General features: G+C 43.6%; 18 protein-coding genes and 1 pseudogene. 11 read left to right on the top strand and 8 right to left on the bottom strand.

Annotation, left to right across the window (positions count from 1 at the left end; translation table 11 throughout):
• The 5 genes from CWC03_RS16195 (at nt 1) to CWC03_RS16175 (ending at nt 6,547) form a co-directional block, all read left to right on the top strand.
• The gene (locus CWC03_RS16195) at nt 1-1,944 is read left to right on the top strand and encodes an acetyl-CoA carboxylase biotin carboxylase subunit (protein WP_138582763.1); all 1,944 of its coding nucleotides are present in this window, start codon (nt 1-3) and stop codon (nt 1,942-1,944) included.
• Entirely contained in the window at nt 1,944-2,852 is a 909-nt protein-coding gene (locus CWC03_RS16190) for a hydroxymethylglutaryl-CoA lyase (RefSeq protein ID WP_138582762.1), read from the top strand. The genes CWC03_RS16195 and CWC03_RS16190 overlap by 1 nt, the downstream gene beginning before the upstream one ends.
• A gap of 27 nt (nt 2,853-2,879) precedes the next feature.
• Nucleotides 2,880-3,578 carry a CoA transferase subunit A gene (locus CWC03_RS16185; protein ID WP_010378612.1) on the top strand — a complete coding sequence of 233 codons (699 nt, stop codon included), beginning with the start codon at nt 2,880-2,882 and terminating at the stop codon, nt 3,576-3,578.
• 9 nt (nt 3,579-3,587) lie between these two features.
• A complete protein-coding gene (locus tag CWC03_RS16180) occupies nt 3,588-4,253 on the top strand; it encodes a CoA transferase subunit B (protein ID WP_010378611.1) in 666 nt (221 codons plus the stop codon).
• Between the two features lie 719 nt (nt 4,254-4,972).
• Nucleotides 4,973-6,547 (top strand): BCCT family transporter, encoded by a 1,575-nt coding sequence (locus CWC03_RS16175; protein WP_128725990.1) that lies wholly within the window; start codon nt 4,973-4,975, stop codon nt 6,545-6,547.
• A 61-nt stretch (nt 6,548-6,608) separates the two neighbouring features.
• On the opposite strand, the gene CWC03_RS16170 is transcribed toward CWC03_RS16175, so the two are convergent.
• From CWC03_RS16170 to CWC03_RS16160, 3 genes are all read right to left on the bottom strand, one after another.
• A complete protein-coding gene (locus CWC03_RS16170; RefSeq protein WP_171040269.1) occupies nt 6,609-7,310 on the bottom strand; it encodes a 3'-5' exonuclease in 702 nt (233 codons plus the stop codon).
• Nucleotides 7,311-7,319: 9 nt separating this feature from the next.
• Nucleotides 7,320-9,215 carry a DUF294 nucleotidyltransferase-like domain-containing protein gene (locus CWC03_RS16165; RefSeq protein ID WP_138582760.1) on the bottom strand — a complete coding sequence of 632 codons (1,896 nt, stop codon included), beginning with the start codon at nt 9,213-9,215 and terminating at the stop codon, nt 7,320-7,322.
• 77 nt (nt 9,216-9,292) lie between these two features.
• Nucleotides 9,293-9,904 carry a pyridoxine/pyridoxamine 5'-phosphate oxidase gene (locus CWC03_RS16160; RefSeq protein ID WP_138582759.1) on the bottom strand — a complete coding sequence of 204 codons (612 nt, stop codon included), beginning with the start codon at nt 9,902-9,904 and terminating at the stop codon, nt 9,293-9,295.
• A gap of 254 nt (nt 9,905-10,158) precedes the next feature.
• On the opposite strand from CWC03_RS16160, the gene astB reads away from it, so the two are divergent.
• Nucleotides 10,159-11,499, top strand: a complete 1,341-nt coding sequence (gene astB, locus CWC03_RS16155; RefSeq protein ID WP_138582758.1) for an N-succinylarginine dihydrolase — start codon at nt 10,159-10,161, stop codon at nt 11,497-11,499.
• 73 nt (nt 11,500-11,572) lie between these two features.
• Here the strand turns inward: astB and CWC03_RS16150 are convergent, their stop codons facing one another.
• Nucleotides 11,573-12,559: a WD40 repeat domain-containing protein gene (locus CWC03_RS16150; protein WP_138582757.1), complete on the bottom strand. Its 987-nt coding sequence runs from the start codon at nt 12,557-12,559 to the stop codon at nt 11,573-11,575.
• 116 nt (nt 12,560-12,675) lie between these two features.
• Here CWC03_RS16150 and CWC03_RS16145 point away from each other — a divergent pair, with 116 nt between their 5' ends.
• Nucleotides 12,676-13,125, top strand: coding sequence for a hypothetical protein (locus CWC03_RS16145; RefSeq protein ID WP_138582756.1), 450 nt, complete (start codon nt 12,676-12,678; stop codon nt 13,123-13,125).
• A 75-nt stretch (nt 13,126-13,200) separates the two neighbouring features.
• Here CWC03_RS16145 and CWC03_RS16140 read toward each other — a convergent pair whose 3' ends face one another.
• The gene (locus CWC03_RS16140; protein ID WP_138582755.1) at nt 13,201-15,471 is read right to left on the bottom strand and encodes an acyl-CoA dehydrogenase; all 2,271 of its coding nucleotides are present in this window, start codon (nt 15,469-15,471) and stop codon (nt 13,201-13,203) included.
• A 362-nt stretch (nt 15,472-15,833) separates the two neighbouring features.
• Between CWC03_RS16140 and CWC03_RS16135 the strand changes: the two genes are divergently transcribed.
• The 3 genes from CWC03_RS16135 (at nt 15,834) to CWC03_RS16125 (ending at nt 19,525) form a co-directional block, all read left to right on the top strand.
• On the top strand, nt 15,834-17,654 hold the full coding sequence (locus CWC03_RS16135) for a M2 family metallopeptidase (RefSeq protein WP_138582754.1): 1,821 nt from the start codon (nt 15,834-15,836) through the stop codon (nt 17,652-17,654).
• 174 nt (nt 17,655-17,828) lie between these two features.
• Nucleotides 17,829-18,635, top strand: a complete 807-nt coding sequence (locus CWC03_RS16130) for an ABC transporter permease subunit (RefSeq protein WP_128725982.1) — start codon at nt 17,829-17,831, stop codon at nt 18,633-18,635.
• Nucleotides 18,632-19,525, top strand: a complete 894-nt coding sequence (locus tag CWC03_RS16125; RefSeq protein WP_138582753.1) for an ABC transporter ATP-binding protein — start codon at nt 18,632-18,634, stop codon at nt 19,523-19,525. The genes CWC03_RS16130 and CWC03_RS16125 overlap by 4 nt, the downstream gene beginning before the upstream one ends.
• Before the next feature lie 59 nt (nt 19,526-19,584).
• Here the strand turns inward: CWC03_RS16125 and CWC03_RS16120 are convergent, their stop codons facing one another.
• The 3 genes from CWC03_RS16120 to CWC03_RS16110 all read right to left on the bottom strand — a co-directional run bounded on the left by CWC03_RS16120 (nt 19,585) and on the right by CWC03_RS16110 (nt 22,449).
• On the bottom strand, nt 19,585-21,198 hold the full coding sequence (locus tag CWC03_RS16120; protein ID WP_138582752.1) for a M56 family metallopeptidase: 1,614 nt from the start codon (nt 21,196-21,198) through the stop codon (nt 19,585-19,587).
• Entirely contained in the window at nt 21,198-21,590 is a 393-nt protein-coding gene (locus CWC03_RS16115; protein WP_138582751.1) for a BlaI/MecI/CopY family transcriptional regulator, read from the bottom strand. The genes CWC03_RS16120 and CWC03_RS16115 overlap by 1 nt, the downstream gene beginning before the upstream one ends.
• Before the next feature lie 394 nt (nt 21,591-21,984).
• On the bottom strand, nt 21,985-22,449 hold the full coding sequence (locus CWC03_RS16110; protein ID WP_138582750.1) for a nuclear transport factor 2 family protein: 465 nt from the start codon (nt 22,447-22,449) through the stop codon (nt 21,985-21,987).
• A 359-nt stretch (nt 22,450-22,808) separates the two neighbouring features.
• Between CWC03_RS16110 and CWC03_RS16105 the strand changes: the two are divergent.
• Nucleotides 22,809-22,910 (top strand): annotated as a pseudogene (locus CWC03_RS16105) (transposase); the annotation flags it as partial.

The raw sequence follows: 22,910 nt of genomic DNA, 5'->3' as shown, positions 1-22,910 counted from the left end.
ATGCTAACTAAAATTCTAGTCGCAAACCGTGGTGAAATTGCCTGCCGCGTGATGCGCACCGCAAAGAAATTGGGCCTAACCACAGTGGCAGTTTATTCTGATGCAGATGCCAATGCGATGCATGTGAAAACAGCTGACGAAGCCTATCATATCGGTCCGGCACCAAGTAAAGAGTCTTATTTGGTTGCGGACAGAATTCTTGAAGTCGCCAAAGCGGCGGGCGTCGATTGCATCCACCCAGGTTATGGTTTTTTATCTGAAAATGAAGTATTCGCAAAAGCGTGCGAAGCGTCAAACATTGCGTTTATTGGTCCGCTGGCAAGCTCTATTGAAGCGATGGGTTCTAAGACCCGAGCCAAGGAAATCATGCATGACGCTAATGTGCCTCTAGTTCCTGGGTATTATGGTGACAAACAAGAAGATGACTTCTTGCAAGCCGAAGCTGAAAAAATCGGCTTTCCAGTACTTATCAAAGCCGCTTACGGCGGTGGTGGTAAAGGCATGCGGGTAGTACGAGAAAGCAGCGAGTTTTTATCGGCACTACATGGCGCTAAACGTGAAGCTGCAGCGAGTTTTGGCAATGACTTAGTACTGCTTGAGCGGTTTGTTGATAAGCCTCGTCACGTTGAAGTACAAGTTTTTGCCGATAGTCACGGTAACTGTGTTTACCTCGGCGATAGAGACTGTTCACTACAGCGTCGTCACCAAAAAGTGATTGAAGAAGCGCCGGCGCCTGGTTTGACTGATGCTATGCGCAAAGCCATGGGTGAAGCAGCAGTACGCTGCGCGCAGGCTATTAATTATCGCGGCGCAGGTACAGTGGAGTTCTTATTATGTGGCGACGAGTTCTTTTTTATGGAGATGAATACTCGCCTGCAAGTAGAGCACCCAGTGACAGAAATGGTGACTGGCCTCGATTTAGTCGAGTGGCAACTGATGGTTGCTGCGGGTGAACCGCTACCGCTTACTCAACAGCAGGTTTCGTTGTCTGGTCATAGTTTTGAAGCGCGCATTTACGCAGAAGACCCTGAAGAGAACTTTATGCCGTTTTCTGGTGTACTTTCACACCTTAGCTTTCCTGAAGCCAAAGATGGCGTAAGAATTGACACTGGCGTGCAGCAAGGCGATGAGATCAGTCCATTTTACGACCCTATGATCGCAAAGCTTATTGTTTATGGCAAAAATCGTGAACAAGCGTTACTCAAATTAAAATCGAGTTTAGAACAAGTACATCTGTGTGGTTTAAAATCCAATATTGCATTTTTGCATCACTTAGCAGGCCACCCTACTTTTACAGCAGGTGCACCTGATACCCACTTTATCGACACGCAAACTGAGGTACTAACTCAATCGAATACGCCGCTGGATAAAATGGTGTTATTAGCAAGTGCGGCCTATCTTAGCCACCAACAACCATGTAAAAACACGGTATGGGGAAACTTAGGCTTTAGGCTTAACCAAACCGCGAAAGTGGATTTACCATTTGCAGATCATGTCGCCTGTGCCTATCAATCTCAAGGTGGTTGGAAGGTTTCGTTTAACGAGCAAATCCACCAAATTGAATGTGAATTAAATGGACACCAGTTAACAGTGGTGATTGATGGTGCACGGTTACAGGCCAGCGCCATTGTGACCGAAACCGCGATCACTATTATGTATGGCCCGTATCAACATACCGTTGAGCTCAAGTCAAAGCATTACATTAGCGATCATGAGCACGAAGCCGCACCGCTGGCAGCACCATTGAACGGCACCGTGGTTAAGCATTTGTTAGCCGTTGGTACTCAAGTCAATAAAGGCGATGCCGTTGTGATAATCGAAGCCATGAAGATGGAATATACGCTGAATGCACCATTTGATGGCACGCTGACTTCATACTGCTTTGCAGAAGGCGAGCTGGTCAGTCATGGCGATATGCTGGCGATTGTTGAGGAACAAGACTAATGTCTCAGTATCCGGCTAAGGTTAAAATTGTAGAAGTTGGCGCACGGGACGGCTTACAAAATGAGGCCAGTGTTGCCACAGAAGCTAAAATCTCGCTGGTTAACGCATTAAAAGACGCTGGCCTCAAGCACATAGAAGCAGGCGCGTTTGTGTCGCCCAAATGGGTGCCACAAATGGCCGATTCTGCAGCGGTGATCCAAGGCTTTAAACGTAGTGAAGGCGTTGAAATAAGCGCCCTAACGCCAAACCTTAAAGGCGCAGAGCTTGCACTAGAAAATCAGGTCGACGAATTTGCCATTTTTACTGCCGCCAGTGAGGCATTTACGCAAAAAAACATCAACTGCACGATTGAACAAAGTATTGAACGCTTTCGTCCCGTTGTTGAACTTGCACAAAAAAACAACATAAAAGTAAGAGGTTATGTTAGCTGCGTGGTTGGTTGCCCATATCAAGGTGAAGTACAACCAGAGCAAGTTTTAGCGGTATGTAAACAATTGTTGTCACTTGGTTGTTATGAAATCAGCCTAGGCGACACCATAGGTGTTGGTACGCCTAAAAAAGTCCAGCAGCTTCTCACCTTGTTATTGCAACATATCCCTGCTGACAAGCTTGCGGTGCATTTCCATGATACCTACGGACAAGCATTAACGAATATTCACACGGCCCTGCAAATGGGGCTCGCAACTGTTGATAGCGCCGTTGCAGGTCTCGGTGGTTGCCCCTACGCCAAGGGCGCGTCAGGAAATGTTGCCACTGAGGATGTAGTTTACTTACTGCAAGGGCTTGGCATTGAGTGTGGAATTGATTTAGAAAGGCTAGCAAAAGCAGGATGGGCAATTTGTGATGCGCTAGGCAAGACACCAAGCAGTAAAGTGTCGTTAGCACTCAAGCAAACTTGTCAATCTTAAAACAATAACATTATTAGGAGTGGGCTTATGGCCGGTTTCGATAAAGTCGTATCAAGCTACAGCGAAGCGATGGCAGGTCTTAAAGACGGCGATACCATCATCGCAGGTGGCTTTGGTTTGTGTGGTATTCCAGAAGGCTTAATTGCAGAAATTAAGCGCCTGCAAACAAAAGAGCTTACCGTGGTTTCAAACAACTGTGGGGTCGACGACTTTGGTTTAGGTATTTTGCTTAAAGATCGTCAAATTAAGAAGATCATCGCCTCTTATGTTGGTGAAAATGCGCTGTTTGAACAGCAACTTCTCGATGGCATTATTGACGTTGAATTAACACCACAAGGTACGCTTGCAGAGAAGATGCGCGCTGGTGGTGCTGGGATCCCAGCTTTTTACACAGCAACAGGGTACGGTACTCCCGTTGCTGAAGGTAAAGAAGTAAAAGAATTTGATGGCCGACCATATATTTTGGAAGAGTCAATTACTGGTGAATTTGCCATTGTTAAGGCTTGGAAAGCAGATCGCTATGGCAACTTGGTGTTCCGCCATACTGCAATGAACTTTAACCCAATGGCAGCGACAGCCGGAAAAATCACCGTAGCGGAAGTTGAAGAAATCGTAGAACCGGGTGAACTTGAGCCGAGTCAAATCCACACCCCAGGTATTTATGTCAATCGCGTGATCAAAGGTGACTTTGAAAAACGTATTGAACGTGTCACAACGCGCAAATAGGAGGCAATCATGGGTTTAAATCGTGAACAAATTGCGATGCGCGTGGCGCAAGAGCTTGAAGACGGTTACTACGTAAATTTAGGCATAGGTATTCCAACCTTAGTGGCTAACTACGTGCCAAAAGGCATCGAAGTGATGCTGCAATCGGAAAATGGCTTGTTAGGTATGGGTCCCTACCCAACCGAAGACCAAGTTGACGCCGATATGATCAACGCGGGTAAAGAAACCGTGACAGCAGCAACAGGTGCAGCAATTTTTAATAGTGCGGAAAGCTTTGCCATGATCCGTGGTGGTCATGTAGACTTAACGGTACTAGGTGCATTTGAAGTTGATCAACAAGGCAATATCGCGTCTTGGATGATCCCGAAAAAATTAATCAAAGGCATGGGTGGTGCAATGGACTTAGTTGCTGGTGCACGCAACATCATAGTGACCATGACCCATGCTAGCAAACACGGTGATTCTAAATTGCTTGAATCATGCACATTGCCGCTAACCGGCGTAAATTGTGTAAAGAAAATCGTAACCGATTTAGCTGTGTTAGAAGTAAAAGACGGCGCATTCCATTTGCTAGAACGCGCCCCGGGTGTTAGTGTTGATGAAATAATCAGCAAAACTGCGGGCAAGCTTATCGTCGACGGTGAGATCCCTGAAATGCAGTTTGAGGCATCGTAAGACACACCCTAACTTACAAATGTACCGACCTCATTCCCAGTGCCAAAGGCGCTGAGTTACCCAAAACCCCTCGCAAGAGGGGTTTTTTTTTCACATGCCATCAAAGGAAAACTTGCCACTTTACATCACTCTGTATGTCTAGTTGATGAATGTGATGATTTTTAAATAAAAAATTCAGTAGCCATTTACTTTTTAATCTCACCCCCTAAACTATTACAAATAGGTTTAGCTGGCATTGGATTTTCATTTGCCAGTAAGACTTAAAATAAAAAGTTGCTGCTTTGAAGCATCGACTGAATATCAAGTTGATACAATATATTGATACCATAGCTGAGTAGCATAACGGTTCGGTTGGTTTATCTTAATTACAAGTATTGAGGCAGTATACTGTCGCTGTAACTAACATAAACCCATCATCGTATTTAGGTAGCCATACGCCTGATGTGATAAAAACACATAAGTCGAATGAATACGCTGAATAATCTAAACTAGACTAAGTAGTTTTTGTGACTTACTGATAACTACTTAAAGCAAATTGCTAGCATATTTTATGGCTGATAAAGCCATTCTAAACAGCTAATGATTAGCTTTAAAAGCCAGATTAAATTTTTCACTGTTGCATAGTTAGTTTATGTCGAATTGTTATCACCACTTGCCTAGCGATAAATTCAGTGTATCAGCTTGGTGTCGTATCACGATGAGAACAATAAGAGGATATCATGGGCAATCACCACGATAAGTACAGCATCGATAATACAGACTACACCGTTGGACAAGACAATGTTCAAAAGTGGGGGTTTGACGTACATAACCCAGTTTTTGGTGTGAGTGCGGGGTTAATACTGGCGTTTTTAGTCGCCGTGTTATTAGTTGATGCAAACACAGCTAAGACCACCTTAGACGGCATAAAGTGGGACATCATAGGTAACTTTGATGCTCTGTTTATGTGGTCTGGTAATTTCTTTGTCCTATTTTGTTTGGTGCTCGTTTTATCGCCTTACGGTAAAATTCGACTAGGTGGTGAAAATGCCAAACCAAGCTACACTCGGGCATCATGGCTGGCAATGTTATTTGCAGCGGGTATGGGTATAGGTCTGATGTTTTGGGGCGTTGCTGAGCCCGTCGCATATTACACAGGTTGGTATGAAACACCATTGAATGTAACCGCAAACACGCCTGAAGCGGCAGAGCTTGCAATGGGTGCCACCATGTACCATTGGGGGCTGCATCCTTGGGCTATTTACGCCGTTGTTGCGCTTTCACTAGCTTTCTTTGCCTACAATAAAGGCTTACCACTGTCGATACGCTCGATCTTTTATCCGATTTTGGGAGACAGAGCTTGGGGTTGGCCAGGCCATATCATCGATATTCTCGCCGTTCTTGCTACCTTGTTTGGTCTTGCGACATCACTTGGTTTAGGTGCACAACAAGCTGGTGCTGGGATCCAACATGTGTTTGGCATAGAAGCTGGCCTCGGTCTAGAAATTGCCGTAATAGCGGGAGTTACCGCTCTTGCGATTATTTCGGTCGTTCGCGGTATTGATGGTGGTGTAAAGCTGCTCAGTAACGTTAATATGTTAATTGCATTTGTATTATTACTGTTTGTTGGTATCGCAGGCTTTGCGATTGCCATGGGTAATATTCCAACGACTTTAATGGCTTACGTTGAAAACATTATTCCGCTGAGTAATCCTCATGGTCGTGACGACGAAGCATGGTTCCAAGGTTGGACCGTATTTTATTGGGCATGGTGGATTTCTTGGTCACCGTTTGTCGGTATGTTTATCGCACGGGTTTCTGAGGGTCGCACCATACGCGAATTTATCACCGCAGTATTATTAATCCCCACATTGGTAACCGTGATCTGGATGTCAATCTACGGTGGCCTTGCTATCGATCAGGTAAAAAATGGCATTGGTGCTCTAGGAACTGATGGCTTGACTGAAGTGCCACTGGCAATGTTCCAAATGTTCGAAAACCTACCTATGAGTGATTTGCTCTCGTTCACGGCGATTTTACTTGTACTAGTTTTCTTCATCACTTCGTCGGACTCTGGCTCTTTGGTTATCGATAGTATTACCGCTGGTGGTAAAATAGATGCCCCAGTACCACAACGTATATTCTGGGCGAGTATTGAGGGTGCTATTGCGGCAGCGCTACTGTGGATCGGCGGTAAAGAAGCGATTGAAGCGCTGCAAGCGGGCGCCATTTCAACAGGTTTACCGTTTACTTTTGTACTACTGCTGATGTGTGTAAGTTTGATCCTTGGGCTTAGAACAGAGCCTAAAAGCTAACGGTCGCTAATCTCATTACAGGCGGAGCTTGATGTATGCTCCGCCTTTTTGTTATTTAGGGTTAGCTCCACCAGCGCTTCACCATGTCTGATGGGTCTAAATAATATTGAGCTTGAGCTTGAAATAGCTCCGCTGTTGCTAACGCATCGGACAAGGCATGATGTGGCTGATAATAGGGAAGCCCATAACGCTTTCTGCAATCAGCCAAGCGTACTGAAGGAATAGGTTTTCGTGTGAGCTTATCAAGCCAGCTTCTGGCGTTGTTTATCGCTGACTTTTCAATTTCCATTGTATCAATCACTGGAAACTCAATCCCCTCACCCAATCTTGCTTTTAGCGCAGAATTAAAAAATGACTTTTCGACAAACTGATAGTGCACCACAATGACTTTACCATGCAACGAAGCAAACACTTCCTCAAGAATATCTTGCAGATCTGGCGCGCTTTCGACTTGTGAATGTGTGATGCGGTGTAGTACCACAGACTCCTCAGCCAGCGGACTAGTTGGCTTGACAAGCCAATGCTTCGCTTGAGCCAAGCGGATCCGTCGTAAATCAAATGGCACCACGCCAACACTCACAATGTCATCGATGTTTGGGTCGAGCCCTGTCGTTTCAAAATCAAGGGCAACAAACTCGCACTGGCTCAATTGCTGGTAAGGATCTACCACTACTTGCTGATAAAATGCTTGAATTCTTGGGTCTTGCGACGTTTTTGCCAAATGCTGAAAGCGATTTGGCCATGACATAATCTCGCCTTGCATGTTACACCGCTACTTCATCATGGATTTGTTTTGATAGCGAAACTTTAAAAAGCTCTGTGCTTTGTCTAACACACCAAAAGCTTCTTTAAGGTTACGCTGTTCAAAATCAGAGAGTGTTTCTGGTGGCAAGCTGTTATCAGGCTTTTCGCCCTGCTCAATTTGCCATGCTTGGTGACGAATTCGCATTATAGCGATATATTCAAGCGCAGCTTGCAGATCTAGCACCTTGCCCTTTGGCAGTATATTTGCCTCATCAATATCTTCTAATCGTTCAAAGGAGTTTTGTTTTTTAGAGCCAACACCAAGGGCATGTACTCGGACCAAGTCTGAAAGCGGCGCTGTGCCACGGCGCTTTATATTCATCGATCGCCGGTGCTCTCCGTCTTGCTCAAGGACAAACCCATTAAAAAAGCCCAAAGGCGGTGTTCTCCTTAGCGCATTATGCGCCATCGCGGCCAAAAATTTAGGGGTGTTTTTTGCCTTTTTACTGATAAAAGCAGTGAGTTTCTCAGCCCATTTTGTTTCACCCCATACGCCCTCTAAATCAAAGAAAATCGAGCTATTAAGTAATGCCTCAGGCCGTGGATTTTCTATCCAGTCTTCAAATTGTGCTAACCATTGACTATAAGTTAGGCGCCAAGCTGGATTGCTTGCCATGATCCCACCATCACAATATTTATAGCCGCAATTGGCTAGACCATCACACACAAACTTAGCCAACTTTTCGAAGTAAGCGCCATGCTCAGCGGGTTGATAACTGTCATCCAAGATCAGTGCATTATCTTGATCGGTCACAATTAATTGTTCGTCCCGAGCCATTGAACCAAGGGCAATAAAGCAGTATGGGATTGGTGGCGGACCTAATTTTGCTTCCGCGAGTTCGAGTAATTTATGTTTAAACGTTTTACCTATAATCGACATCGCAGAGCCAATCATGTGTGAGTTAGCGTCTTCATTCACCATACGAGTAAAAATAGCAGGAAGCTGTTTGGCGTAACTACTTAGGTCTTCAACACTTTGCTGGTCCATTAGCCCCCTAACAAACAACAAACTGCTTTGAGACTCATAGCGCAAAATATCGGATAGCGCAACTACCCCTATCGGCTTACGCTTATGTACAACAGGCAAGTGATGCACGTTGTCTCTTAGCATCAGCATCATGGCTTCGAAGACATAGGCATTGGAGTCAACAATAATAAGGTCAGTCGACATAATCTCAGAGACCGGCGTTTGATAATTCAGCCCCTCTGCGACTACTTTTGTGCGAAGATCTCTGTCACTAATAAGGCCAACCACCTGACCATCATCTTCATCTGGATCTTCGACAACTGGTTTCTCGGGATCATAAATAAGTAGTGATGACACATGCTCTTTTGCCATCACTTGAGCTGCCTGCTGTACCGTGGCGTTACGTTCAACGTATACCACATCGCGTAGCAATAGTTTACGCACTTTGGCCGTGGTTAAATCGTTGCTGTCAGCTTGCTCAGAAACTGTGATTTTTAGTCTGGCATTATCGTCTGCTTCAAAATAATCAGCAAACGCTTCATAAACGTCGCAATACTCATCAAAGATGCCTACAGGAATGCAATACACCAGCGTATCTTCAAGGCTTTGAGCGCCAAAACGAACTTTACGATTCATCAATAAGCCGCGCTGGCCAAAGATCCCACCAGTGGAAATACGATTATATAATTCACCTGAACGTCGGTAGAGCTCGACAGCGCCAGATCGGATCACATATAAGTAAGTGATCTGCTCTCCATATTCCAAAATGCCACTGCCCGCTCGGTAATAACCTACTTCAACTTGGCTTGCGAGTTTATGTAGTGCCTCTTGAGGCAAATCCGAAAATGGCGGGTAAGCTACTAAAAAATTGGCAATTTCCTGATGTTCAACTTCCATGGTTTGCCTTGATATAAAAAGGAATTTAACCCTATTGTGGGCAACAAGGGATTAATTTGCAATGAAAGCAGGTTTAACTAAGGCTGCAGCAATTGTTTTTTCCACTGTTCACCACTACGCTCATAAGACTCTCTAAGATGTAGCCGAGTCTCAGCAAAAGTGAGGAACTCTATGGAAATAGGGTTGATGCAATAGCCCCCCCAATTTTCGGGCCTTGGAATTGAGTTCGTACGATATCTTAACTCCGCAATTCTTAATTTTTCAGTCAGATCGCTTTGATCTCGCATAATTGCACTTTGGTTAAATGACGTTGTGGTTAGCTGAGCATCTCTAGAGCGCCCTTGCCAATAAGTATCTGCATCTTTATCTGAAATCTTCTTTGCTATGCCAACAATACGGACCTGATACCCGACATGATCCCACCAAACTGTCATCGCGATGTTAGGAACATTTTCTAAATGCTTGCCTTTCGCAGAATCGAAATATGAACAAAATACAAAGCCCCCCTCATTAACCGCTTTCAAATCAACAAATCTACCTGTAGGAAACCCATTCTCATCAATTGTTGAGACACATACCGCATTGGGCTGATTTAATGGGTTGTTTTTTAGAGCTTGCTGCCACCAGGATGTAAACTTTTCTATTGGATTATTCATTATTGTGATCCCATCTATTTTTATCGTTTTCATCGATTTACTTCTTGCCATCGCGTTAGCTGACAGTTTATTCCACACCTGTATTTGTTTTACGCGGTAATAAGAACTTATCAGCAGCAATACCGGAAGACATTGCTAGCCCGCCCTTTAACCTGAGTAGCTAAGCTAAAGGCAATTAAGTTTTCAGCAAAAAGCTACCTTCTTATTTTTGATTTATATCACTTTAAAAACCAGCGAAACCGCCTCATACTAGTTATCTATAACTATTCGCAACAGGAACCGCACCTATGACTTATGAAGTCAATTTCGACGGCTTAGTAGGGCCAACACATAATTATGCCGGATTATCTTATGGTAATGTCGCGTCACTTTCTAACGCTACCAGTGTTTCTAATCCAAAAGAAGCGGCATTGCAAGGTCTTGAAAAGATGAAAGCAATGCATGATATCGGCCTAAAACAAGGGGTATTTGCACCTCATGCTCGCCCGAGTTTAGCCCCACTGCGCCGCGTTGGCTTTTCAGGCACGGATGCACAAGTCCTGGAAAAAGCCTATAAACACGATCCGATATTACTTCGAGCTTGTTACTCAGCCTCTGCGATGTGGACGGCAAATGCGGCGACGGTATCGCCTTCTGTTGATTCCAGCGATGGCAAAGTACATTTCACAAGTGCCAATTTAAACTGCAAATTTCACCGCTCAATAGAACCAGAAACCACCACGAACTTACTCCGTGCTATGTTCGCCAATGCGCAATATTTTGCGCATCACCAGCATTTGCCTGAGCAGCCTTTTTTTGGCGATGAAGGTGCTGCGAATCATACTCGCCTCGCCGATAGCCACGGCAGTAAAGGTTTGCAATTATTTGTGTACGGTTCAAGTGGCTTTAACAGCAATATAAAGGGTCCTACTAAATATCCTGCTCGGCAAACATTAGAAGCAAGTCAAGCGATTGCAAGGCTACATCAATTGGATGATAAGCAAGCAATTTTTATCCAGCAAAACCCAAATGTGATTGATCAAGGCGTGTTCCATAATGATGTCATTGCGGTGGGCAATGAAAATGTATTGTTTTGTCATGATCAAGCCTTTATTGATCAAACCACTAGTCTAACTAAAATTAGACAAGCGTATATCGGTGAAAAGCCTTTGCATATTGTCGAAGTTCCGACGCATGCTGTGAGTGTTGAAGACGCAGTAAAAAGTTACTTATTTAACTCTCAATTGATCACCTTGCCATCAGGCGAGATGATGTTGGTAGCACCGGAAGAATGTGCGAAGAATGATAACGTAGCAGCGTATATCGAATATATGCTCGGTGCAAAAAATCCGATTTCGCAAGTACGCTTTTTTGACTTACGCCAAAGCATGCAAAATGGTGGTGGACCTGCGTGTTTGCGATTACGTGTAGCCCTCAATGAAGCTGAGCTAAAAGCGGTAAATCCAGAAGTGATGATGAGTGAAGATAAATTTATTCAACTAAGCGCGTGGGTCAATAAACATTATCGCGATAAAGTCACAGAGCAAGACTTAGCTGATCCGAGCCTACTGCAAGAGTCCTATGCTGCACTGGATGAACTCACGCAATTGCTCAATCTTGGTAGCGTATACGACTTCCAACGCGCCTAATTTCAAGTTTTGCTTATCGAACTGCAATTAATCCAAGATTTGGATAATTAGCAAAGGGAGTGCTTTCACTCCCTTACTTTTTAGCAAGTACATTAACCGCCCAGGTCTCAAGCATACCATCGCTATTTAGCGTTACTAAAGTGTCTGGGTTTGGGACATACATATCGACTACCGTCGCCCCTTCTGTTGCTGTATGAATAGACCAAGTACCAAGCTCTTCTCCGCTTTCATAGCGCCAGATGGAGAGGTGAGACTTTGACGATGATGTCGCAAGTAAGCCTGAGCCAGAAATAAATTTGGCCTTTCTAAACATCTTAAAGCGGGCCATATATTTTAGCTCGCTGAGCTGCTTTCCAGACTCAAAATCCAGCACATGTTGCGCATTCAACCCATCTGAGACAAATAAATACTTCCCATCAGGGCTTACTGTTAAACTAGTAACTCGATGACTAAATTGATGCTCATACAAAGGTTCTGGTGATGCAAATTGCCAAAGGGCAACCAGCCCATCTTGCGCGCCTGTAACAAAATAGTCGCCACTATCGTCAAACGCCAAATGCTCAATCGGTCGGGTATGAGGCATAAAACGATTGTTTAGCTTAGTGAATAGGTCCGCCATATTGAGTGAGCCATCGTCCATCGCAACAAGTAAACGCTGATTGTTATGAGAAAGTGCTAAAGCAGAAATCGAAGCTAGTGGACTCACCCCAGCAAAAGGTACGTTCGTTATTAGCTTTTGCTTTGGAACAGACCAAATTGAGATAAGGTTTTCACCCGCCACGATGAGCATCTCCTTATTATCAGACAATAAAACTGCTTTGACTGGCGTTTTTATTTTGTCTTTGGGTACTGAGAAGATGACAGACTGATTGGCATTGTCATATATGTGGATTTCGGCATTGCTGTCTAATGTTACGCTCCACTTTCCATCATTAGAAAAATGTCCAAGTATTATGACATTCTGTGTTAACTGGCTTGTAACCCCTTTACTGATTTCAGGCTGCGATCCACACCCTACCAAAAATAAAGCCAACCAAGCTAGTGATATTAAACGAGACATCTTAAACCCTTAGCACATAATACATTTATTTCATTTACTGGCTTTACATATCGGCTGTAAGCAGACAAACTTAACTTATTGTGAATAATTTTAGACTGCATATGATGTATTTTAGCATGACAAAGTCACTTTTTAAGCAAACTTTCGTCGTCTTAGCTGCGATAGCTTTACTTTCTGCATGTGGCTCTGAGGATAATGTCAGAGGTGACAAGGACACTCCCGGATATGCCGCAACAATGTACTTTGACGCACTCTATAATCAAAAAGATTTAGACGCCGCAATGAAAATCGCCACCCCACGTCACGCGCGTATCATGCGCTCTTACGGTACTGCGTCGCAATTCGCCAGAAATTTAGTGAATATGCAATACGATGAAGTCACCATAGAAGTTGATATGACCAATCAAAGTCTGCGCGAACAGTATGGCGACAGCGCAAAAATTAATCTAATTTTTACAGGTCAACTCCATGGTGAGCAAGTAGACGACATGCGTAGTGTCAGTATGGTGCGCAAAAAAGGCAAATGGTATGTAGACAAGGTACTAGCCGACCCCTTTGCACGTTAACTCAATAACAAGAAAGGGAAGCCCCGTTGTCGGGGCTTTTTAACAAATTAGCTAATATCCCTCTGCCACAACGAACTAGCTGGGCGCTTTCGCATCAACAGCAATCGCTTTTGCAACTAGCGTTTCGATACAAAAGATGGTTTCAGAACTTTTATCATCAATCACCTTGTCGTCTATTGCGATACTGAGTTTTTCATTCAATGTCTTACCTACCAGTTTCACGCTATTTTGTTTACACCACTTACGATATTTTGCCATTAGTGGAGCGTGGGCCTTTTCCAGTAAATAAGCATGCTCAACCGTATCTATCGCCGAGTGCTTTACCACGGCGCACAGATGCGAAATACGTTCACGGGTCGAGTTGTGATCAGAAACATTTCTACATACCTGCACCGCCAATTTATCGCTTGGCGCTTTGAGCCATTTACCTACAGGAAACGCCAGACGTTTTAGCAAAAATGCCAGAGGTGCTGCGGTAAAGTTATCGCAAAATGCATAAACAGCCTTACTTGCTTCGTTAAGACAGTGATCTAAGGCAAACTTTACCAGCGGTAAGTCCCCTTGCTGACGACCATCATCTTCGTATTTTTTTAATACACACGAGGCGACATAAAGAAAGCTCAGGACATCTCCTAATTTTGCAGAGAGCATTTCTCTACGTTTTAGTGAACCGCCTAGCTTTAACATAGCGATATCGCTATACACAGAAAGCGCTTGGCTCAACCATGTTAGCCGTCGGTAATACATAGCCACATCCCCACTAACTGGCGCACGTTCGAAATGTGCAAGTGTGAAGCCATTAAAAAACGCTTTAAGCCCATTCACAGAGGTATGCTGCAAATGTTTGCAAAGCACTTCATCAAACTCTTTCAATGCGATTAATTGATCTTCTTGCTGTACGATACTCATTTCTTTGAGTATGAAGGGATGACAACGCGTTGCCCCTTGACCAAAAATCATCAAGCTTCGAGTTAAAATATTGGCGCCCTCAACGGTAATAGAAATCGGCATCCCCATATAATTGTGGGCAAGATAATTCATTTCCCCCATTTGAATGGCTTTGCCGCCATGGATATCCATCGCATCATTTAATGCCACCCTTGCATGCTCAGTCAGATGATACTTGGCAATCGCAGTGACTACTGAAGGACTTTGCTTTAAATCAATTGCCAACGCCGTGGTTTGTCTCACCGCTTCAATAAGATAGCTATAGCCGTAAATTCTGGCTAACGCGCTTTGCACTCCTTCAAAGGCAGAGATAGGTACACCAAATTGACGACGGACACCGGCGTAAGCCGAAGTCGTTCTGGCACTTAATTGTGCAGTTCCCGCGCTCAGCGCAGGCAAAGATATCCCCCGCCCAGCACTTAAACACGACACCAGCATGCGCCACCCTTTCCCAATGCCTGCCTCCTCGCCTATCACCCAGGCCATTGGAATAAAAACATCTTCGCCACTGGTTGTGCCATTCATAAATGCTTGCCCCAACGGGTTATGTCTGTCTCCAGTTTTTACGCCTTTATGTGCAGTCGGAATAAGTGCACAAGTGATCCCAAGCTCTACTTTGTTTGAAAGCAATTGTTCTGGGTCGTAAACCTTAAACGCAAGCCCGAGTACATCAGCGACAGGCGCCAGCGTGATGTATCGTTTTTGCCAAGTTACCGCAAGTCCAATTTGCTTTTCTCCCTCAAATTCACGCTCACACACAATAGCAAAATCTTGAATGCTACCAGCATCCGATCCCGCCTCTGGAGAGGTCAATGCAAAACAAGGTAGCGCCTCACCCGAAGCCAGCTTTGGCAGCCAAGTATTCTGCTGCTCATTGGTACCATAATGAAGCAGCAGCTCCGCAGGGCCTAAACTATTTGGCACCATCACGGTCACTGCAGTAGACAAACTACGGCTGGCTATTTTTGCAACGATGGTGGAGTTTGCCTGAGCACTAAACTCTCGGCCACCAAAAGCCTTTGGAATAATAAAAGCAAAAAAGCCCTTTTCTTTCAAAAATTGCCAAACTTCTGTAGGCAAGTCTTGAGCCTCAGATATTTTTTCTTCATCAAGCATCTTTAACAGCGTATGTAGTTCGTTATCTATAAACGCCTGTTCTTCATCGCTCAGCTTTGGTTTATCATTACTTAACCACTTTCGCCAATTCGGCTTACCCGAAAACAACGCGCCATCCCACCAGATACTCCCTGCTTCCATCGCTTCTCGCTCGGTTTGGGAAAGTTCAGGTAATGATGTTTTGAAATAATTAAAGAGCGGTTTAGTGATCAACTTAACCCTAATATCACGGACACAAAATACTACCACTATGGCCAATATCACCAATAAAACTAAAGTCATATGCACTCCTTTTTGCAGGCTTCAAATACGGCCTTTTGATACAATTGACTGCCTTAATTATGGTTAATAATCACACTAACTCAACTTTTATCTGTACTCGCACCTCTTTGTTTGTCCATCGCAAAATTGTCGTTTTAAAGTCGTCCTGCTATTATTCTCGCCACCACAGCAAAAAACGATGCTTTGCTGCGCGAAAAAGCCGCACTCAATACGATTAGTTGTTCATACGACTAATACTAATTGGATTAATTTACTTGCTGATTTTTAGCAATTAACCCAATTAGTGTAGCTGGCTATAGATACTAAAATGCCGTCTAGTGTTAAGTCGGCTCGTGTATTAATTAAAACAACAAGTGAACCCTATGAAACCAAGATTTAAGTTAAGTGTTGGCGCACTCATTGTTGCCAGTACTTTTGCACTCTCTGCCTGTCAATCCACTGAAACTACAAATAAAGCGTTATCAGAAGCCGACGCAGTTGCATTTTTAGATAAGGCGTCAGAACAGCTGGTTGACCTTAACTTCCGCTCTAGCCGCTCAGCTTGGATTTATGCGAACTTTATTACTCACGACACCGCTTCACTTGCTGCGGACGTGAATGAGGAATACACCGCTGCGCTTGTAGAACTTGCAAACCAGGCAGCACAATTTGATGGCTTGGCGTTAAGCGAAGATACCCGCCGTAAGCTTGATAAATTGAAGCTAAACCTCACACTACCAGCACCAAAAGATGCTGACAAAACAGCGGAACTTGCAAAGCTCACAGCAGAGCTTGATGGTATGTACGGCAAGGGCAAATACTGTAAAGATGATGGCACTTGCCTAAGCCTTGGCGACATGACGGCTAAGATGGCGAATAGTCGCGACTATGAAGAGCTTTTAGACATCTGGCAAGGTTGGCGTGAAATGTCAAAACCGATGCGTCCACTCTATGAAAAGCAAGTGGTACTTACCAACGAAGGCGCTAATGAGCTAGGCTACGCAGACACAGGTGCCATGTGGCGCAGTAAATACGACATGCCAGCGGACGACTTTGCAAAAGAACTTGACCGTACTTGGAACCAAGTAAAACCGCTATACGATTCGCTTCATTGTCATGTTAGAGCCAAGCTTGGTGAGAAATATGGCGAAGATAAAGTGCCTCAAGATCAGCCAATTCCTGCACACTTGCTTGGCAATATGTGGGCACAAAGCTGGGGCAATATCTATGACCTAGTCGCGCCAGAAAACGCAGATCCGGGTTATGATGTAACGGCGCTACTGGCTAAACACAATTACGACGAAATCAAAATGGTAAAAGGTGCAGAAAAGTTCTTCACCTCTATGGGTTTTGCCCCATTACCTGAAACTTTCTACGAACGTTCTTTATTTATTAAACCACAAGACCGCGACGTACAATGTCATGCATCAGCTTGGAACTTAGATGCCAAAGACGACCTACGCATCAAAATGTGTATCCAACGTACAGGTGAAGAGTTCTCTGTTATCCACCACGAACTAGGCCATAATTACTATCAACGCGCTTACAATCAGCAGCCTGTATATTACCAAGAAAGCGCCAACGATGGCTTCCACGAAGCTATCGGCGACACTATCGCGCTATCTGTAACACCTGGCTACTTAAAGCAAATTGGCTTGTTGGATAACGTACCGGATGAGTCAAAAGATATCGGGCTATTGATGAAGATGGCACTCGATAAAGTTGCATTCATTCCATTTGGTCTACTCGTCGACCAATGGCGCTGGAAAGTATTCTCTGGTGAGATTTCTCCAGCAGAGTACAACCAAGCGTGGTGGGAATTAAGAGAGAAGTATCAAGGTGTTAAAGCACCAGTTTCACGTACCGAAAGTGACTTTGACCCAGGTGCAAAATACCACGTACCAGGTAATGTACCTTACACTCGTTACTTCTTAGCGCATATTTTACAGTTCCAGTTCCACAAATCACTTTGTGAAATTGCTGGCAGCAAAGAAGCCATTCACCGCTGTTCTGTTTACAACTCGAAAGCAGCTGGTGAACGTCTAAATGCCATGCTTGAAATGGGTAGCAGCAAACCTTGGCAACAAGCACTTAAAACGCTAACAGGTAAAGATGAAATGGATGCAACAGCAGTACTTGACTACTTTGCACCATTGCAAAAATACCTAGATGAGCAAAATAAAGGCCGTAATTGCGGCTGGTAATTGCTAGCAAATACAGACTAAGAAACGGGCACACTTAATCGTGCCCGTTTTTATTGGTTTAATTTTGTTACAGTTCAGTAACTTCCTTTTTTAGCGCCAATCATATACGCTCAAATCAAAGTCAGTCTACCGCTCTAGTAGTGAAAGTCTGTGTTGTCACTTGCAAGGATCCTTATGAATATAAAAAGAATTGGCTTAATAGCCATCTTTGAATTGCAACGCTTGTTTGCAACGAAGCGCGGATGGATAGCCATCGCCGCATTTGTTTTGGTTTGGTATGCCATTTTGCGCTACGCCATTGCAGAAGCGGTATCCATTGTCAGCGACCCCAACTTCAAAAATATGATCCAGAGTTTTTCCGGCGCCGTTGGTATGCATCGTATTGCCCAGTGGCCCGAAATGGAACTTGCATTGTACTTAGTTTGGTCAATCTTCTTGTTTCCTCTTTTTGTGATCTTTTCAAGTGCAGATCAAACCGTAGAAGATAGAACTCGCGGCACACTGAGATTTCTAACCCTACGCACATCTCGGGCTGAAATTGTTGTTGGCCGCTTTGTTGGGCAGGTATTCAATACATTGTTGCTCATAGCCATTTCTGCCCTCGGCGCTTGGATATTGATGGTGGTGCGCGACCCAAGCTTATGGCTCACAGGGCTTACCCGAGCAACATTAATTGTTTTAGAGCTAACGCTTATTACTGCACCTTTTATTGCCCTGATGTCTGTGGCTAATCACTTTGCTAACTCAAGCAAAATGAGCATGATTTACGCGATTTTGACCTACTTAACGCTCGCCACTTTGGTCGCTTTTGCACTTGAGTATAGCCCTTACGCAGAGTACCTTTTTTATCTATTTCCTGGGTTCCAAGGCTCAGAAACCATCGCACAGAATATCAACCTCACTCGCTTTGCCACACCGGTGCTACATAGCTTCGTGTTAATTGCAATTAGTTGTGAACTATTAAGAAGGCGCGCGCTATGAGTTGCATTATTGAAGTTAATAATTTAGTGAAAGCATATGGACGAAAGCGCGCACTAGACAACGTATCTTTTATCCTAAACGCAGGTTCTCCCATTGCGCTTGTCGGCCCAAATGGTGCGGGTAAAACCACTCTTTTTAGCACGCTTTGCGGGTATCTAAATGCAGATGCTGGCAGTGTTCAAATTTTGAGCCACAAACCTGGCAGCGCTGCACTTTTCGGTCGCCTTGCCGCACTTCCACAGGATGCTCAGCTTGATCCAAGGTTTTCTGTCAGTAATCAGCTACGTTTATATGGACAGCTTCAAGGTTTAGATGCGAAAGCGGCCGAAAGTGAAACACACAGAGTGCTTGAGCTTGTCGACCTCAAAGATTGCTATCACGCCAAGCCTCATGAGTTATCTCATGGCATGCGAAAACGTATCTGTATTGCCCAAACGCTACTTTCACAACCTGAAATTGTACTGCTTGATGAAGCCACGGCTGGATTAGATCCCGTGAATGCTCGTGAGATCAGAAATCTCGTAAAAAGGCTTCAATCTGAAACGACCTTTATTTTGAGTTCACACGATTTAGTCGAACTCGATGATTTATGCGATCAGGTATTACATTTGCAGCATGGTAAATTAACCGCTGTTGACCGTATTCAAGAAGCAGAGCTTGCCACGCTGACAGTAAAACTTAAAGAGTCTGGCACCAGTAGTCATATAGCGCTTTTGAAAACCTTACAAGGTGTTGAAGAGGTGACAGTAAATGCCAGTGGCGCCCTGCTTATTGAGTATCGTAGCGGCCAACAGGTGGATATTGACGTACTCCGACTTTGCCGTGAACAGGGTTGGCGTTACAAGTCGTTAGTTAACGGTAAAACACTAGAAGATGAACTGTTCGGCTAGCACATGGTTAGTTTCGTAAATTAAAAAAAGCCTGCATCTTACAGGCTTTCTTAAATGATTTATAACTTCGCCAGAAGCAAAGAGCCAGGTCGAGGTAAGCGAGGTAATATTGCCGGCGTTTTCGCATAATGTGCTGGCAAACGCTCTTTCAGCTCGTTCACCTTTGTCTGGTTATTCAGTTTTTCGTATACATAGTATCTTAGGATATCTTGATATGCTTGATTTTCAGCACTGGTTACAACATCACCGTTTAATACAGCTAATGCTTTATCGTAGTCTGCCATTTCAATGTAGGCGCGCGCCAAATCAGTAGCGCTACCGATTTGAAAGCGACTTTGCATTTTTTCAGATAGACTCTCTAGTTGCTCTGCTGCCTTCTGATGTTGCCCGAGGTGCATATAAGCTGATGCCAATCTGTTTTTTAAAAATGGCGGTTGAGTAGAGCCTTCAGGAAACCAATTATTGTAAGCGGTCAAGATTGCTTCGTATTGACCTAGCTTATGATAGGTTTGGTCGAGCAAGGTAAAGCTTTTTACTTTTATATCCAGCTCTTCAAAACCATTTAACGAACCGCGGTTACTATGCCAATTTAAAATGTGTGAAACCGCTGCTTTAAGCTGTGTTTCATCATTCGATTTCGCTCCTTTCGCCCCAGCGAGTAGCTCCCTCAATTGCTGTTGATATCGTGCTGACTTTTCACTCTTTTGTTTACTCGCTCCTTGTGTTACCTGCTTTTCAGAGACAATTTGGTTAGCAGCTAAGGCACTACAAGACAGTGCTACCGTGATAATCATTAAATGGGATAATTTCATTTTCTTTTCCTTGTTTAGTGTTTTAACTCTTTGCATATTGAAACTTTTCGAGTGAGATACGGCTAATACTGAATGACCTAATGATGCATGTTTATAGCGGTATTGATGTTCGGACAACAGTAAGCTGGCCAAATCGTATCTATATTTATCACTCAGTTTTTCCATACAGCTTTCGTCGCAGCTGAGTTCGATTTGTTGTCGCGCCAAATTTGCTAACAACAAACAGAATGGATTCCAAAAGAAGACGCTTTCAGTCGCACATATTAGCCATAACCAATATGTGTCCTTATGCTTTATATGCGTTAACTCATGCTCAATCACGGATTCGAGTTCTGGTCGACCTTTCATCTTAAAATCTAACCAAATGGTTTGCTGTAATGGGCCTGTCGTAATTGCTGGGGTACTCAATTCTGTAAATTTTACGGTGCAAAACGAGTGTAGATATTGATGCTCCTCACTGATGTAGGCACCTTTTTCTATGCCACTTAGTAACCTTTTATACGACCACACTCTCGCTAAAAATAGTCCTCCACCTACCACTGTTAGAAATACAAACAAATTTGAAAACACTTGGTTTATGGTATAGCCAGAAAGCCAGTTTGATTCGGTGTGCAAAGTGGTTTGCTTGATGCTGTTCGGTGGAGTTGACCCTGAGTCTGAAATAGAACTCACCTCAATAGTGTAAAGCTCCAGATCTATTAAAAAAGGCGGTGGGGAAAGTTGCTGCCATGGAATTAGCCAACTCAATAACCCTACTACCAACACGTAAAAGCGCGTTCGTGCAGGCGCAGTTTTCAGAAAATAGCAGCTAGTCAAGCTAAACATGCTGAGCAAGCTTGCGGTGAGTAAGTAATCAAACATTAGTCGTTCTCTTTCTTCTGTTTTTTGCTCTTAAGTAGGTTTTGTAAATACTCAATATCATCATCGTCTAAACTCTCTTCTTTAATGAAATGAGCTATCAGGCTGCGTGAACTACCTTTAAAAAAGCGATCCATAAAACGCGGTGTTGCCTGCTGTGAAAGCGCTTGCTGAGTCACTTTTGCTTGATAGACAATTGACCTCCCCTGCTGACCACAGCGCTCGACTGCACCTTTTTGCTCTAGTCGATCTACGATTGTTTTGACTGTGTTATAAGCCACTTTTTTTGTTCTTGTATCATCTGCAAGAAGATATTTATGAAGCTCACTGGCAGTACATGCATTTTCTTGCCAAAGTAACTTCATCACGTCTAATTCAAATTCACTTAGTTTCACTTATCACCTCTATCACTACATTTGTAGTTTTTAACCACTACAAATGTAGTGGTTGGTATCCATGAAGTCAACTAGAAATTTTTGGTGGGACACAGAAGGTGAAACCTTTACATGAAAGCTGTAGTACCTTGAAGGAAAGTGAAGACTGTGTAACAACTCCCCCAAGGAGCAGCGTAAAATAGCGATGAAGGAGCGCGAGCTTGCTATTTTTCGTTCCTTGGTTCAAGCCTTTATATGGATAATAACAGTTCAAATTAGGGTAAAGTGAGACTCAAGTTTTAGCTACAACTAAAGCTCTCGATGTTGTAGTTCTATTGATCGCTGACACCCACCACTAATGATGATGGATGCTGACACCCACCGATAATGTATTAAAGCGTTTGTATAGTATAGATTACCCGTGGTGTCGACGGATGCGCGTAACTAAGCCCTCTTTGTTAAACTCAAGTGAAACAATATTGGTTTTACTATACTCAATAGTTTTATCTAAATGAGCAGGTTTTACTTTTCCTGATTCGGTCATTTTTACAATCACGACATTAGCGCCAACCATTACCTCATTTATTTCTATTGAACTATGGATGATTTCATCTTTTAATTTATTAATCATATCCTCTCGAAGTTTAGATTTATCTGTATAAGTAAATTTAAATTTGACGTGTTCATCGATAAAGTCGTCAGAAAGCAATGAGATATAGTTTTCTATCTCTTTAATTGTTGAATTGGGTTGTTGACGCGCATTTTTTGCCGCTACAAATACTTTTGCTTTCTCAATTAGTTGCTCTGATGTGAAATTATCGTGTGCACTACTAGAAAACGAAAAAAGAAAACAAAATAACACTAATATAAATTTATTCACGGATCTTTCCTGATATACCTAGGCATATTGACTCCCACATGGCACTTGTCTCCACTTCTTCGTGGGTTAGCTTAAAGCCAATGCCATAATTAGTTTGTCAAATAATTAAACAGCAGAGGCTAACATGAAAAAACATAACATATTTTTCATTGGCTTAGGTATTTATAAAGAGCTTGTTAAAGTCGCTTAACGAGGCGCCCAACCCGTTCATTTTGGTCAAGAAGCCAAATCGCTGACACCCACCACTGCGCGCAAATCGCTGATGCGCGCAAATCGCTGACACCCACCACTAATTTGCACCTTCCTAAGATTCCGCCTACGCTTTAATTCTGCACTCAAAGGATTGAGGAAACCAAACTATGGCTACTGCCCGTAAAAAACAAATTAGTTTAACCGACACCAAATACTACCACTGTATCTCCCGTTGCGTGAGGCGCGCCTTTCTGTGCGGTGAAGATAAA

It is taken from the genome of Pseudoalteromonas sp. S2755 (assembly GCF_005886535.1).
Lineage (GTDB): Bacteria > Pseudomonadota > Gammaproteobacteria > Enterobacterales > Alteromonadaceae > Pseudoalteromonas.
Note: the sequence above shows the minus strand (reverse complement) of the source record. Positions and strands in the feature narration are given on the sequence as shown.